Origin of the sequence: Hymenobacter psychrophilus (assembly GCF_900107135.1) — a bacterium.
Taxonomy (GTDB): Bacteria; Bacteroidota; Bacteroidia; order Cytophagales; family Hymenobacteraceae; genus Hymenobacter; species Hymenobacter psychrophilus.
In genome coordinates, this window is sequence record NZ_FNOV01000003.1 from 383517 (window position 1) to 398288 (window position 14772).

The window sequence follows — 14772 nt, forward strand, 5'->3', positions numbered from 1 at the left end:
TGGCGTTTATGCGTTGTCTTGGGTAAGTTTACGGTCTTTTTTGTTCTATACACTGCGGCCGGCCTCGCTCTGCCCACACCCCGACTTCGTACCCCCTTTTCTACCACATGAATCGATATTATCTGCTGCTGGCGCTGCTGCTGGCCCTGCTCGGCGGCGTTTCCCCAGTCGTGGCCCAGACAAAAGTCACGACTCAGACGGCCCACCCCGAGCGCCCCAACTACCGCGGGGCGGGTGTCAACTGGGAGTCGAAAACCCCGCCCGACACCTCCCAGATCCGCTATTCGATGTTTCTGATTGGCGACGTGGGCAAGCCCGCCTCTGAGGCCGAAGGGGGCGAGCCTTCGCTCAATTATATGCGCAAGCAGATTCTGGCGGCCGGGGCCAAAAGCTCCACGGTTTTTCTGGGCGACAACATCTACGAGTACGGCCTGCCGCCCGAAGGCACTTTCGACCGCAAGGAGTCGGAACGGCGCATGGTCGATCAGCTTAAAACCCTGCGCGACTACTCGGGCGAGAAGTACATGATACCCGGCAACCACGACTGGAAACAGGGCCAGCGCGGCAGCGTGGCCCAGGTAAACCGCGAGCAGCAATTTGTGGAAGACTATCTACGCTCCGATTCGGCCGCCTTCCCCTACACCGGCGACTTTTTCCTGCCCCGCGACGCTTGCCCTGGTCCGGTAGAAATTCGCCTGCAGGATGACTTGGTGATGATTGCCATCAACTCGCAGTGGTTTCTGCAACCCGCCGGCGACCGGCCGGCCGGTGGTAACAGTAACTGCGGCGTGGCCAACGAAACCGACTTCTTCACTCGCCTCGAAGACATTATTCAGCGCAACGCCGGCAAAAACATTGTGGTCGTAGCCCACCATCCGCTGTACTCCGACGGCATCCACGGCGGCTACTTCACGCTCGGCGACCATATTTTCCCGCTCTCCATCGTTTTCAAATATGCTTACCTGCCGCTGCCCGTCATCGGCTCCATCTACCCGTTTGCCCGCAAATATGGCGGCGTAAGCCAGGATATTCCGCACCCGCTTTACCAGGCGTATAAGAAGGGCCTGACGGATATTTTCGAGAAGTACCCCAACATTGTGTACGCGGCCGGCCACGAGCACAACCTGCAGTATTTCAAGGAAGGCAACCTCAACCACATCGTCAGTGGCTCGGGCTGCAAAACCCAGCACGTAAAGCCGGGCTCGGGCGGCGACGCCCTGTTCTCCGACAAGGAGAAAGGCTTTTCCCGCGTCAATTATTACAACAATGGCGAGGTATGGGTGGAATACTACGTGCCCGAAGGCACCGGCGAGACCGGCCGCCTCGTGTTCCGCACGCCCATGTACGCCCAGCAAGCCGAGGTAGCCACGGCCGATAGCCCGGCCAATGGCCTGCCCCTCAACCGCCCCGATTTCCGCGACTCAACCATCACGGTGGCCGTTAACCCAGCCTACGCCGACCGCGGCAAGTTCCATAAGTTTCTGTTTGGCGAGCACTACCGGAAGGAATGGGCCACGCCTGTTACGTTTCCGGTGCTCGATTTGGCCACCGAAAAGGGCGGCCTGACGCCCTATAAAGTGGGCGGCGGCAAGCAGACGACTTCGCTGAAGCTGCGCAACGAGGAAGGCCGCCTGTTTAGCTTCCGCGGCATTGACAAGGACCCGGCCGCGGTGCTGCCGGCCGCCCTGCGTAGCGGCGCGGCCGCCGACGTGCTACAGGATCAGATTTCGGCCCAGCACCCCTACGCTGCCGTGGCTCTACCCAAGCTGGGTACGGCGGCCGGCATTCTGCACACCAACCCCGAATTGCGCTACGTCCCGCAAGATCCGCTGCTGGGCCAGTACCTGCCCCGCTTCGGCAACATTACGGGCACGCTTGAAGAAGATGCCAAAGACGACCAGAGCAACGTGGCAAGCCTGGGATTTGCCGAAAATCTGGTGGGCACCGATAAGGTATTTGAGCGCATCACCGACGACAACGACAACCGCGTGAACCAAGTGGCCTTTGCCCGCTCGCGCCTGTTTGATATGTGGGTGGGCGACTGGGACCGGCACGAAGACCAATGGCGCTGGGCCGAGAAGAAGCAGAAGGACGGCGACCGGATTTTCACGGCCGTGCCCGAAGACCGCGACATTGCCTTCTTTAAGGGCGACGGGCTACTGCCCTACCTGGCCTCGCGCAAGTGGGCCATCCGCAACTTCCAGAACTTCGGCTACGACTACGCCGACTGGAAGGGCCTGAACCTGACGGCCCTCAGCAACGACCGCGTGTACCTGGCCGAAGTATCTCGCGAGGAGTGGGTGAAGCAGGCCGGAGAAATGAAGGCCGCCCTCACCGATAAGGTGATTGAGGAGGCCATCAAGGGCGGCTTCCCGGCCGACATTTACGCGCTGCACGGCCCCGAGATTGTGGCCAAGTTGAAAAGCCGCCGCGACCTGCTGCCGGAGGTAGCGGCCGATTATTCGGGTATGCTGAACAAGGTGGCGGAAGTGAAGGGTTCGAAGAAGCGCGAGCGGTTTGTAGTAGAGCGTCTGCCCGGCAAAACCCACGTTACGGTCCAGAAGATCAACAAGGAGGGCAAGCTGACCAAAATGCTTTTCGACCGCACCTTCGACAACCAGGAAACCAAGGAGCTGCGCCTCTACGGCTTTGCCGGCGAAGACCAGTATGAGTTGACTGGCGACGTGAAGAAGGGTCCGCTCATCCGCATCATCGGCGGCACCGAGCGCGACTCGATTGTAGACCGCTCGAACGTGCGCGGGCTGGCCCACCGCCTGCAGGTTTTCGATGCCGACTCGGGCAACGTGATTGTAGCCGGCCCCGACGCCCGCCTGCGCCTGCAGCCCGGCCTCGACGTGAGCCGTTACGACGTGCACTCGCGCGCCGACCGCAAGGACTACACGCTCAACTACTTTGGCCCCACGCTGTATTTCGGTTACAACGTTGATGACCGGCTGTTTCTGGGCGGCGGCGTGGTGTACCGCACCTACGGCTTTCGCAAGGAGCCCTACGCCACCGAGCAGAGCCTGGCGGCCAACTACTCGCCCTCGCAGAAGGCATACAACGTGCGCTACCTGGGCCACTTTGTCGATGTGCTCGGCAAGCTCGACCTACGCGTGAATGCCCAGCTCTACGGTCCGCAACTGCTTTACAACTACTTCGGCCTGGGCAACGACACCGAGAACACCCTCGCCGACGACGACGGCACCCGCAACCGCGACATCAACGACACCTACCGCATCCGCTTCTCGCGGCTGTACGTGAACCCGATGCTGGAAAAGGAAGTCTTCAGCTTTCTCAAATTCGGTTTCGGAGCGCAGTACGACCAGTTCCGGGTCGAGCGCAACCCAATCGGCAGCAGAATCGACGACGGCCTCGTCAACAACCAAGGCGTAAGTGGGGCCGCCGTGGGCATCCGCGCCTCCGATTTCGGCCTCAACCGCTACGTGGGGGGCAAAACCTACCTCAACCTCGATGTAGCCTCGTCGCCTAAAAACCCGCGCATTGGTCTGCGCATCTACAACTCGGCCGAGTACAACCGCCAGCTCGGCGGCGAGAAGCTCAGCTACGGCCGTCTGGCCACCGAGGCCCGGTTCTACCTTTCGCCCAACTTCCCGTTCCAGCTCACCTGGGCCGGCCGCATCGGGGCCACCCGCAACCTGGGAGACTACCGTTTCTACCAGGCCAACACGCTGGGCGGCACCACCAACCTGCGCGGCTACCGCCGCACCCGCTACGCCGGCCGCTCGTCGGTGTTTGCCAACGGCGAAGTGCGCGTGCAGCTCTTCGAGTTCAACGCCTACCTGCTACCGGGCAAGTTCGGCATCCTAGGCTTGGCCGATGCCGCCCGGGTGTACTCGCCCTACGACGTGAAAACGGGCCTTAAAGCCCTGCACACAGCCTACGGCGGCGGCATCTGGATTGACGTGCTCAAGCAGGCCGTCATCAACGCGACATACTCGGTAGGCGAGGAAAAGCTGGTGTTCGTGGGCTTCGACTTCCTGTTCTAGCTCCGCACATTGCCTTAGCCGTTACCAGCGGCTACGAAGGGCCTTACCCCGTTTGCACGACTCGCTTTTATCAGCGCTTCTGCGGGGTGAGGCCCTTCTTTTATGCCCTCGAACACCGCTTTTTTCCGGCCGATTGCGGTGTAGCTCCATCCTTTTCGCGACCTGGACCGTTAAGGCCCTAAACAGCCGTTAAGCCCTCTCCCTGTATGCCCTTTTTCTACCTCCGCAGCCGCCGTTTGTTTTATTACCTGAGCGCTGCTGCCGTACTGGCCGGTAGCGCAGCGCAGGCCCAGGTAACGCCCCGCACGCCGCCCGTGTATCCGCCGCCCGCCCCGCTGGCCACCGACACGCTGGCCGCCAACCAGGTGGGCCAGGCCCAGGAGTTTGCCGTGCCCTCGGTGATTGGCATGGGACCGAGCAAGGGCGTAGTGGCCCACATTGAGGCCCTGTCGAACTTCAGCATCACCTCCCAAATCAACGACCGCGAGCCAAAGGAGCGCACGGAGAACACGGTGACTAAAAACCGCCGGGCCTTCATCAAAGCCTACGCCCCGCTTCTCAATAACCCGCACCTGAAGGTAATTCTGGGCCTTAACTATGATCGGGAGGAGTTCCAGTTCGCCGATCCCAACAAATCGGTTTTCTACCGCGACCTGGAGGATAAGGGCCTTAAAGTTATTGGCACGCAGCTGGCCGTTATCCGGCCCGTCGATGAGGTGCATTGGTATCTGGCCCGGGTAAAGGCCGAGCTCAACGGCGACTATACTTCCTCGGAGCTCAACGTGAGCGACTACCTGCGGACGTCGGGCGAGTTTATCTATGGCTGGAAGCGTAGCCCCTACTATTCCTGGGGGGTGGGGGCGCAGCTGAGCTACACCTTCGGGCGGCAAAGCCTTTACCCCGTCATTCTTTACAACCGTACCTTCAACTCCCGCTGGGGTGTCGAGTCGCTGTTCCCGGCCCGCGTTACGCTACGGCGCAACCTCGATCCTAAAACCCTGCTGTTCGGAGGCTACACCGTCGATGGCTCGAACTATAATATCAAGCTGCGCGAGCCGCTGGGCGAGTTGCGCACCCTTATTGTGCGGCAGCGGGAGCTGAAGTTCCGGCTACGGGCCGAGCGCGAGATTTACGATTTCCTCTGGTTTGGCGTCGAAGGCGGCTACCGCTACAATGCGGGCTTTAGCGCGTTCAACGAGGACAACTACCGCCGCAGCCTGTTCAACATTTTAGGTGGCGGCCGTACCCAGGCCGTGGATAACACGCTGGGCGGAGCCCCCTACGTGAGCGTGGAACTATTTCTGGTACCCCCGCGCAAGCTGCTCAACAGGCTCGCCAAATAGCCCCCCAGCCCAACCGGCGCGGGTCCGCACTACCGACTACCCTCGCCCCGGCGGGTCGACTCCTGGTACGCACCGGGGCGGCCTGCCGGGGCGTTGCCGTCGGGGCGTAGGCAATAGCATCGAAGTCAGCGCAGGCGGGCGTTACTGAGCGGCAAGCCGGAGTCGGTTCACTTCTGGAAAGACCCGGCCCACTTTTGGAGCGCCACCGTAGCAACCTGCCCCCCAGGAAGCTACGTTTAAAGCCCCCTACGCCCTTTTTCACGCACCTATGGAAATTTCCCACAAGATTGATTTAACTGATGGCAGCAGCTGCACTGTCTACTACGATCAGCTGCCCGGCTGGCTACGGGCCGTGTGGCTGGGCTATGTTGATGCAGCCGAGGCCTACGCCGGCGTTAGCCGCCTGCTCGAGATAGAGCAACGGCTGCACTGCCCCTACCTGCTCAACGACAACAGCGGCCTGCGCGGCCCCTGGTTCGACTCGATGGAATGGCTGGAGCGGGTGTGGCTGCCGCGGGCGGCGGCCCTGGGCCTGCGCTACGTAGCCCACGTGCCCCAGCCCGACGAGCTGGCCGGCGAAACTGCCGCGATGCACTACGCCCACCTACCGGCCGACCTGGAAATTCAGGTTTTCGACACCCTCGCTCATGCCGAGCAGTGGCTGCGCGAAATGCAGGCCGCTCAACCAGCCTAAAGCCAGCCCAGGCCGGAAACATGCTTCTCATGAGAAGCATGTTTCCGGCCTGGGCTGGCTTTAGGCTGGTTTACCTATCGGCTTATTTACCGGCCTTCCTGCTGGCTTGGGCCGGCCGCTTGCGGGGCCGGGGGGCCAGGGCTGCGAGGTAGGCGTAGGTTTCAAACTGCGCCCGCACTTCGCCCTCGGCGGCAGCAGCTTCCTCGGTGGGCCCTACAAAGTTGTTCTGCCAATCGCGCGATTTCACGCTGTCCTGGCGTTGGAAATTGAGCAGGTCGTGCAGCTCGTTGCGCAGTTCGGGCATCAGAACAGGAAACGCTACTTCCACCCGCCGGTCGAGGTTACGGTTCATCCAGTCGGCCGAGGCCACGTACATTTTCTCCTCGCCCCCATTACCAAACACGTACACGCGGGCGTGCTCCAGAAAACGGTCGACGATGCCGCGCTGCTGAATGTTGGAACTCTGGCCGGGCAGGCCGGGCAGCACGCACGAAATACCGCGCACCAGCAACTCAACCCGTACACCTGCCTCGGAGGCCTCATAGAGCTTCCCAATCATGCGCTCATCCTGCAAAGCGTTCAGCTTGAGAATGATGTAGGCCTCCTTGCCTTTCTTGGCCAGCGCAATTTCGTGGTCGACGAGGGCCGTAAGCTGCTGGCGCAGCTCGAAGGGTGCCACCAACAGGTGCTGGAAACGGCCGGTTTTGTCGAGGTGGTCGTGGAAGTAGCTGAACACCTCGGCCACCTCGCGGGTGAGCTCGGGGTGAGCCGTAAACAGGCCATAGTCGGCATATATCTGGCTGGTTACTTCGTTGAAGTTGCCGGTGCTCAGGTAGGCGTAAAGGCGGTTGTGGCCTTCTTCGGCCCGCGTAATGAGCAGCAGCTTGCTGTGCACCTTCAGGCCGGGAATACCATAGATAACGTTGGCGCCGGCTTTCTGCAGCTTTTCGGCCCAGAACATGTTGCTCTCCTCATCGAAGCGGGCCTTCAGCTCGACCACAACCGTTACCTGCTTGCCATTTTTGGCCGCCTTCAGCAGCGCTTTGGCCACGGCGCTCTTGCTGCCCACGCGGTAGAGCGTAATGCTGATGTCGCTGACCTGCGGGTCGCGGGCCGCCTCGTTGAGCAGGCGCGTTACGTAGTCGAACGACTGGTAGGGCGGGTGCAGCAGGTGGTCGCGGCGGGCCATAGCGGCCAGCAGCGAGCCGGTGCGCGGCAGCGTGGGGTGCGGCAGCGGCGGCATGGGCGCGTACTGCAGGTGCGGCAGGCCGAAATCAGGAAAGCCGAAAAAGTCGCGGAAGTTATGGTAGCGGCTACCTTCTACCAACTCTTCCTGGCCGATGCCGGTTTTCTGGCCAATGGCCTGCAATACCAGTTCGGGCATGGCCGGGTCGTAGAGCAGGCGGGCCGGAAAGCCGGTGGCGCGCTTCTGCAGGCTGCTCTTGATTTTAGCCAGCAGGTTATCCGATACTTCCTCATCAATATCAAGCTCGGCATCGCGCGAGAGCTTGAGCGCGTGCACCTGCACCTGGTTGTAGTTAGGAAACAGCTGGGCCGCACAACAGCGAATGATGTCGTCGAGGAACATTACGTAGTGCTCGTCGCCCACGTCGGGCAGGCGCACGAAGCGGCTGCCGTGGCGCTTGGTGGGCAACTCCATTACCATTACGCGCTCCTCGTCGTGCTTTTCGGCGTTGTGCGGCCCGGTCAGGTAGAAGGTGAGGTACACGCTCTGGTCGCGCAGGAACAGGTGGTGCAGGTTCTCATCGAGGATAATGGGCGAAAGCAGGTCGCGCACCTGCTCCTCGAAGTACTTCTGCACCCAGGCACGCTGCTCCCCCGTCAGCTGCTGCTCCGAAATCAGGTGGATGTGCTCGCGGCCCAGCTCGGGCAGAATATGGTTGCGGAAGGTGTCGCCGAATGCCTGCTGCTGGCGGCCTACCTCGGCCAGCAGCTCGTGCAATTGCTCGGCGGGGTCTTCGGCCAGCTTGGCACGGGTTTTTTTCTTGAGCTTAACCAGCCGGCGCAGCGTAGCCACCCGCACCTTGAAATACTCATCGAGGTTGCTGCTGAAAATGGCCAGAAACTTCAGCCGCTCCAGCAGCGGTACGGCGGGGTCCTGCGCCTCCTGCAGCACCCGGCGGTTGAAGGTGAGCCAGCTGGTTTCCCGGTTCAGTAATCGGGGCGCGACGGTATCGGACATGCTTTTTGAGCTGTTGGCTGGTAGCTGCCGGCGGTTGGCTTTGGGGGCCGACGGCTGGTAGCACTGGCTTGATTGGATTGGGTGAACGGCAGCTGTCAGCTACTCGCTTAATAATTTTTGGGCTTGTCGAAGAAGTAGTACTCCGACTTGGCGCGGTCGACATCGGCCCAGTGCTCCACGCTGAATTTGAGGCAGACGATGGACGACGTGGGCATGGAAGGAATGCTGCTGGGCGAAAGCAGGTTGGCAAAATCGGTGAGCGTGTTGTTGTGGCCCACCAGCAGCACGTCGGCGGCCGTATCGGGCAGGCCCTGCACGATGGCCAGCAAATCGGTTACCTCGGCCTCGTAAATAGCGTCAATTACCTGCAGCTTTTCGGGCGGCAGGCTGAGCGCGTCAGCCACCAGCGCGGCCGTGCTCAGGGCCCGTACCGCCGGCGACGACACCAGCAAATCGAGCCTGACGCTGCGCTCGGCCAGGGCCTGGCCCATAAGCGGGGCTTCGTCGCGGCCCCGGCCGTTGAGCGGGCGCTCCTGGTCGTTGAGCATATCGAAGCTCCAGCTCGATTTGGCGTGGCGCATCAGGTAAAGCGTTTTCATAGAAGCGGGGCAGTTAGGGTAGCAGGCCTCTTTACTACGGCCGGCGCAAAAGGTTATGCCCTGGCCTGCTCCCACAAACTACCACAAACCCGAATACCACAGCCAGTTGGATGAACATCGGCAGGCACCGATGCCTGCACCAAGGTCATCTGTACACCGGCTGCCTGATTGCGGGAGGCAGGCTTTATCAATGTTTGTATAATATGAACAAACAACTGTATTATTGCAGTTGCAAGCCAAAATAAGGTCTTAATTTATAGTGGCTTACCAGCATTCTACTCCAGCTTCTGTTTTCCCCTGCATCCATGAAACACTTCTTCTCCGCTTACCTCCGCTCCGCTTTGCGAACGGGGCTGCTATTACTGGGCTGCGGCTTCACCGGCCTGACCTCCGTGAGAGCCGAAGGCTCCAAAAACCTGACGCCCGGCACGGCCAGCCCCGCGGCCCCGGTTACCGGCCCCAACGACCGGGTTGGGTTTTTGCAGCACAACGACGGCGCCAACTCCAATCTGTTTCTCAAGGAAAACAGTGCTGCCACCGAGCGCCTGTACATCCATATGAAGCCATCCGAAACCTTGTACTTCGGTGTGAGGCGGGTTCGCTCCAATGGTAATGATAACCGACGGCTACGGCTACAGCTAAAGTATCTGGACAATACCGGCGCAATACAGATTGCAAAAACCAGCTACCTGAATCAGCTGGCCGCCAGTACGCAGGGGCAGGTAAACCTAGCCGCTAATCAGGTCGGCCTCATCAATACGCCGGCAGAGGCGGCGGTTGGCCCGCGCTACCAGGCTGGGGCCACGGGCCCCTCCGGGGGATATAACCCATTGACCTACGACGCCCCCAGCAATTCGCCAGAACGGGATTACTGGGTGGAATTTATGGAGGTTGACGGCACTAATGTTGCGTTTCCAGCCAACAATCAGCTTAAATCGTGGTACGACGTCTGGGACTTTACCGTGCGCGACGCCACGGGCGAGAAACCCGGGCGGTTGTTTGCCCAGACCTGGTCGTTTACGGGCGGTGCTTTCGATGCGCAGTTCTCCACCAGCTTCGGCCTGTACCCGCTCATCCCCAACCCCAATGCGGTTGGCGGATATGCGGCCAACGAGTCGTTCTTTGTTAAGCGGGTAAGCTACTCCCGCATGACCCCATTCGGGGTGATACTGCTGGCCAACGAGTTTGGCTCAACACAGGCCACTGGTCGCACTACGTTTCAGCAACGCCGCCGGAGCATCAATGCCAACGTGGGCTACGCCCAGTACAAGCAGTTTGTTAACGACCCCGACCCGAGCGTGTACCCAAGCACCGTACTACCCACCCGGCCAACCGTAACCACTACCTGCGACCCCATTACTAAAATAACCACCTTCACCCTCAACGTCGATCAGGCAGGCTTCGGCGTGGTTTTCATTGATGGCAACCGCGACGACCTATACCAGGCGTCCACTGACCGGATTCTGGAGGGCACGACGGTTATAGGAAATAACACCTTCACCTGGGACGGCAAGTCAGACAACGGGACTATGATTACGTCTACGCTGATCAATATTTCCTTTTCCAGCGGCGTGGGTCCGGTCAACTTCCCCCTCTACGACTGCGAATCGGCGAATTTTGCCGGTATCACCGTGCGTTCCATCCGGCCGGGCGGGCTGCTGGCCCCCGATTTTGTGTACTGGGATGACACCAATCTGGCAACGGGTTTCTCCTCGCCCGCCTACAACCCGAATGGTACCAGCGACCAGGCTAACGGCCACCGCTGGGGCGTTCCTGGCAACCAAAGCGGGCCGCCCACCGGGGGCGACGGCGTGCTGGTGAACACCTACGCCGTGGGGCTGCTGGCCCGCGGGCAGGCCGTTGATATTGTATATGATCCGGCCAATGCCTGCGCCGCCGTGGTGCCGCCGGTAGTACTCCCCGTAACCCTGACCAAGTTTGAGGCCCGCACCGAAACCGGGGCCGTACGCCTGCAGTGGGAAACGGCCACGGAAGTCAGCAGCGCCTACTTCGAGGTAGAGCGCAGCCTCGATGGTCGGCAATTCGGGCCTGTTGGCCGGGTAGATGCCCAGGGTAGCAGCAGTACCACCAGTGCCTACGCGCTGCTCGACCGGACAGCTCCCACCAACGCACCCGTGCTGTATTACCGCCTGCGTCAGGTAGATACCGATGGCACGACAGCTTACAGCGGAGTGCGCACTGTGAAGGCCACAGGCCGGCCGCTCATCACCGAAGCCTATCCGAACCCGGTGGTTGGTACGCTATTCGTGCGCCTGGCCGAGCCGCTAACCGGGGCCTTTACGCTACGGGTACTGGACAATACCGGCCGCCTGATGTGGCAGCAGCAGCAACCGGGCAGCAGCCGGCCGGAGCTGGAAGTGCCCACCGCCCAGCTACCGGAAGGCCGGAGCTACATTTTGCAGGTACAAACCAGCCGCGGCTCCTTCATTCAGCGCTTCGTGAAATAACGCGTTGCCGGCGCACTGCTGGCTGCAGCCTCACAGCCAAGCAATCAAAAGCCCCCTTCCCGGATCGGGAAGGGGGCTTTTGATTGCCTGAGCGCAGAACGAATACGCCTACTGTTTCACGAAGCGCTGGTGCGACACCTGCTGCCCGTCGGAGATGCGGAGCAGGTAGATGCCCTTGGCCAGGTTCTCGATGTGGAGCATGCTGCCTTCAAAGCGGGCCGTTTTCACTTCGGCCCCGCGCATGTCGTACACGCTTACCAATACGGCGCGGGCATCAACAGTGCTCGGAATTTCGATGTTGAGCACATCGGTGGCCGGGTTGGGGTACACGCGGTAGCCCGCCTGCTCGGCCGTAGCCAGCAAACGTGCGCCGCTGCCGCCGCTGATGTTGACGGTATAGTCCTCGGTTTCGCCGTAGCTGAAGTTACCGCAGCTGGTGGTGGCGGCGTTGTCGCTCATGGTTACCCGCATGCGGGTGCTGCCGGTTCGGGCCGAAGTGGGTACGGTGAAGGTAGCCGACAGGGTACCGCTGCTCGAAGAGGAGCCCGATACCACCGTTTCGCCGGCGTCCGAGAAATCACCGTCCTGGTTGTAGTCGATGTACACGCGCCAGTTTTCGGTGTAGGCCGACGAGGCAAAGCCGGTCGAAATGTTGATAGTCTGCGACGAACCAGCCGCTATAGTAGTGCTCAGGGCCGTACCGTTGTAGTAGCCGCCATCGGCCCCCGAGGCGCGGTTGATGCTGCCCAGCTTCACCAGATCAATCCACTCGTAGCTCACGTTGCTGCCCTTGCTGGCGCAGTACGAAACAGTGGTGGGCGGTGGCGGTGGTGGGGTACCACTGCCACCGGGCGCCGTACCGCCGTTCGAGGTAAGCAACGAAGCCCGCGACCCGCCGCTGGCAAACAGCGCGTTCATCCGCGACGACTGGCCACTGGAGAACATGTACATGCAGGCGTCGTCGGTGTAGTCCATGTAGTTCATGAACATGTCGCCGTTGGGGCCGTTGGAGCAGGTTACTTTCGGAAAAGAAGGGCAGCCGCCGTTGCTGGTTTGCTGGGTGGGCGTATCGCTCACCAGGTCGTTGCCGCAGTTGGCGTCGCCCCAGATGTGGCGCAGGTTCAGCCAGTGGCCCACCTCGTGGGTGGTGGTGCGGCCCAGGTTGAAGGGCGCCCCCGACGAGCCGCCGCGGCCGAAGCCCGTGGTGGTAATCACGACGCCGTCGGTGCTGGCCGGACCGCCGGGGAACTGCGCGTAGCCCAGCAGCCCACCCCCGAGCTTGCCAACCCACAGGTTGAGGTACTGGCCCGCCGGCCAGGCGTTGAGCCCGCCGGTAGACGTACTCTTGATCCGGTCATCGCTCGACCAGCTGGTAACCGACGTCTGCTTACGCTCGATGCCGGTGGTGGCGTTGCCGCTGGGGTCGCGCTTGGCCAGCACAAACTCAATGCCCACGTCGGCAGCCCGCGAGGCAAACGCCGAGGGCACTTTGCTTACGTCGGCATTAAGCTTGTTGAAATCCTCGTTCAGCACCGCCAGCTGCGAGGCAATCTGAGCGTCGGAAACGTTTTGGGAGGCCGTGTTATACAGCACGTGCACCACCACCGGGATGGTGAGCGTGCCCGTGGCCCGGTACGCCACGGGGTTATCGAGAAATGCCTCGGTCTGGGCTTCGATACCCCGCAGGCGCAGGGCCAGCGTCGGGTCGGCGGCGAGCTGGCGCTCCAGTACCTCCATGGTAGCGCAGTCGCGCTTAGTGGGCAGCGGCTCCTGTTGGGCCCAGGCTGCCGGCGCGGTACTCAGGCCCAGCAGGCCCAGCAACATTGCGTACAGGTTCTTTTTCATAGAGGACGGGTAGGTTGGGAAAAGAATCGAAAGAAAACAAGAAAGGTGTTTGGTTGTGGAAACAGCGCGTTTGAATGTCAATCTATCAAAATAATAACCAAATACTTGCTTATTTTTGATAAAAAATCAATAAATATCCTCTATTCCCTGGTAGGCACATTTCGGAGCTTCCCCCTAAAACACAAAACCCGCCCCGGCAGGCCGGGGCGGGTTTTGTGTTTTAGGTAAGCCGCATCTACTCCTTGCGGAAGCTCTGGTGCTGCACCGATTTGCCGTTGGTCATCATCAGGTGGTAGAGGCCGGTGGGCAGGGCCGACACATCGAGGCTGCCGGCGGCCGTTGAGCGGGCCTGGGGCATTTCGAGGCCGCGTAGGTCATACACCTTCAGCTGCCAGCCGGCAGCGGGCGTGTCGAGGCCGGTGCGAATGGAGAGCTGGCCGGTGGTTGGGTTCGGGAATACGGTCAGCGTTTCGACGGCCATAGTGGCCGTCAGCGGCGTCGTGCCACCAGTCGAGTTCAGCAGCGAGGCGCGGGCCCCGCCGCTGGCAAACAGCGCATCCATGCGCGACGACTGGCCATTGGAGAACATGTACATGCAGGCGTCGTCGGTGTAGTCCATGTAGTTCATGAACATGTCGCCGTTCGGGCCATTGGAGCAGGTTACTTTCGGGAACGTGGGGCAGCCGTAGTTGCTGGTCTGCTGGGTGGGCGTGTCGCTCACCAGGTCGTTGCCGCAGCTGGCGTCGCCCCAGATGTGGCGCAGGTTCAGCCAGTGGCCCACCTCGTGGGTGGCGGTACGGCCCTTGTTGTAGGGCGCCGCCGAACCGCCGGGCAGCGAGGAGTACAGAATCACGACGCCGTCGGTGCTGGCCGAGCCGCCGGGGAACTGCGCGTAGCCCAGCAGGCCATTGCCCAGGTCGCAGACCCAGATGTTGAGGTACTGGGAGGTATCCCAGGCATCATCGCCGCCGCGCTTCGACTGCTTCATGGCGTCGTTGGTGCTCCACGACTTCACCCGCGTCGATTTGTGGATGATGCCGTTGGTAGCCCGGCCGCTGGGGTCGCGCTGGGCAAGGGCAAAGCGAACATTGGTGCTGGCAGCAGCACCGGCAAACGCGGCCGGAATCAGCCCGGCGTCGGCGTTGGTTTTGGCAAAGTCCTGGTTGAGCACGTCGATCTGGGCCTGCACTTGCGCGTCGGACACGTTTTCGGCCGCGTTGTTATACAGCACGTGCACGACCACCGGAATGGTAACCGGACCTGTAGCAGCGGCGCGGTTGGCCATTGGGTTGGCCACGAAGCGACTGGTGCGGGCCTCAATTTCGGCCACGCGCCGGGCCATCTGCGGGTCCTCGGCCAGCTGGCGGTCGAATACTTCCATGGTGGCGCAACCCCGATCATGCGAGGGTAGATCGACTTTTTCCGACAGCCGGCTGATGTTGATTGACTGGGCCGAAGCTGAAAGCGCCGTCAGGCTGGAAAGGCCAAGCGCAAATGAGTAGAAAGTTCTTTTCATAAAGGAGTGCTACGGATGAGAAAATCATTTTTACTCCTTCAAGATGGGTTAAATTATTTATTTATCAATATTAAACCACCTAAACAACAAATAT

At 61.1% G+C, this 14772-nt stretch carries 8 protein-coding genes; 4 read left to right on the forward strand and 4 right to left on the reverse strand.

Going from position 1 to position 14772, the window contains the following annotated elements; genetic code table 11:
- The first annotated feature begins 107 nt into the window (after window positions 1–107).
- From BLW21_RS06605 to BLW21_RS06615, 3 genes are all read left to right on the forward strand, one after another.
- Window positions 108–4010, forward strand: coding sequence for a metallophosphoesterase (locus tag BLW21_RS06605; protein ID WP_245711828.1), 3903 nt, complete (start codon window positions 108–110; stop codon window positions 4008–4010).
- Between the two features lie 206 nt (window positions 4011–4216).
- Window positions 4217–5353 (forward strand): DUF6268 family outer membrane beta-barrel protein, encoded by a 1137-nt coding sequence (locus BLW21_RS06610; RefSeq protein ID WP_092738654.1) that lies wholly within the window; start codon window positions 4217–4219, stop codon window positions 5351–5353.
- A gap of 268 nt (window positions 5354–5621) precedes the next feature.
- Window positions 5622–6047 (forward strand): hypothetical protein, encoded by a 426-nt coding sequence (locus tag BLW21_RS06615; protein WP_092738655.1) that lies wholly within the window; start codon window positions 5622–5624, stop codon window positions 6045–6047.
- Between the two features lie 82 nt (window positions 6048–6129).
- Here BLW21_RS06615 and ppk1 read toward each other — a convergent pair whose 3' ends face one another.
- Both ppk1 and BLW21_RS06625 read right to left on the reverse strand, forming a co-directional pair.
- Complete coding sequence (gene ppk1 / locus BLW21_RS06620; protein WP_092738656.1) at window positions 6130–8250, reverse strand: polyphosphate kinase 1; 2121 nt, start codon at window positions 8248–8250, stop codon at window positions 6130–6132.
- Between the two features lie 107 nt (window positions 8251–8357).
- Window positions 8358–8849, reverse strand: coding sequence for a SixA phosphatase family protein (locus BLW21_RS06625; protein ID WP_092738657.1), 492 nt, complete (start codon window positions 8847–8849; stop codon window positions 8358–8360).
- Window positions 8850–9154: 305 nt separating this feature from the next.
- Here BLW21_RS06625 and BLW21_RS06630 point away from each other — a divergent pair, with 305 nt between their 5' ends.
- The gene (locus BLW21_RS06630) at window positions 9155–11317 is read left to right on the forward strand and encodes a T9SS type A sorting domain-containing protein (protein ID WP_092738658.1); all 2163 of its coding nucleotides are present in this window, start codon (window positions 9155–9157) and stop codon (window positions 11315–11317) included.
- A 108-nt stretch (window positions 11318–11425) separates the two neighbouring features.
- Here the strand turns inward: BLW21_RS06630 and BLW21_RS06635 are convergent, their stop codons facing one another.
- Together BLW21_RS06635 and BLW21_RS06640 are read right to left on the reverse strand one after the other, a co-directional pair.
- On the reverse strand, window positions 11426–13162 hold the full coding sequence (locus tag BLW21_RS06635) for a GEVED domain-containing protein (protein WP_092738659.1): 1737 nt from the start codon (window positions 13160–13162) through the stop codon (window positions 11426–11428).
- A gap of 235 nt (window positions 13163–13397) precedes the next feature.
- A complete protein-coding gene (locus tag BLW21_RS06640; protein WP_092738660.1) occupies window positions 13398–14678 on the reverse strand; it encodes a M43 family zinc metalloprotease in 1281 nt (426 codons plus the stop codon).
- Window positions 14679–14772: the final 94 nt, after the last annotated feature.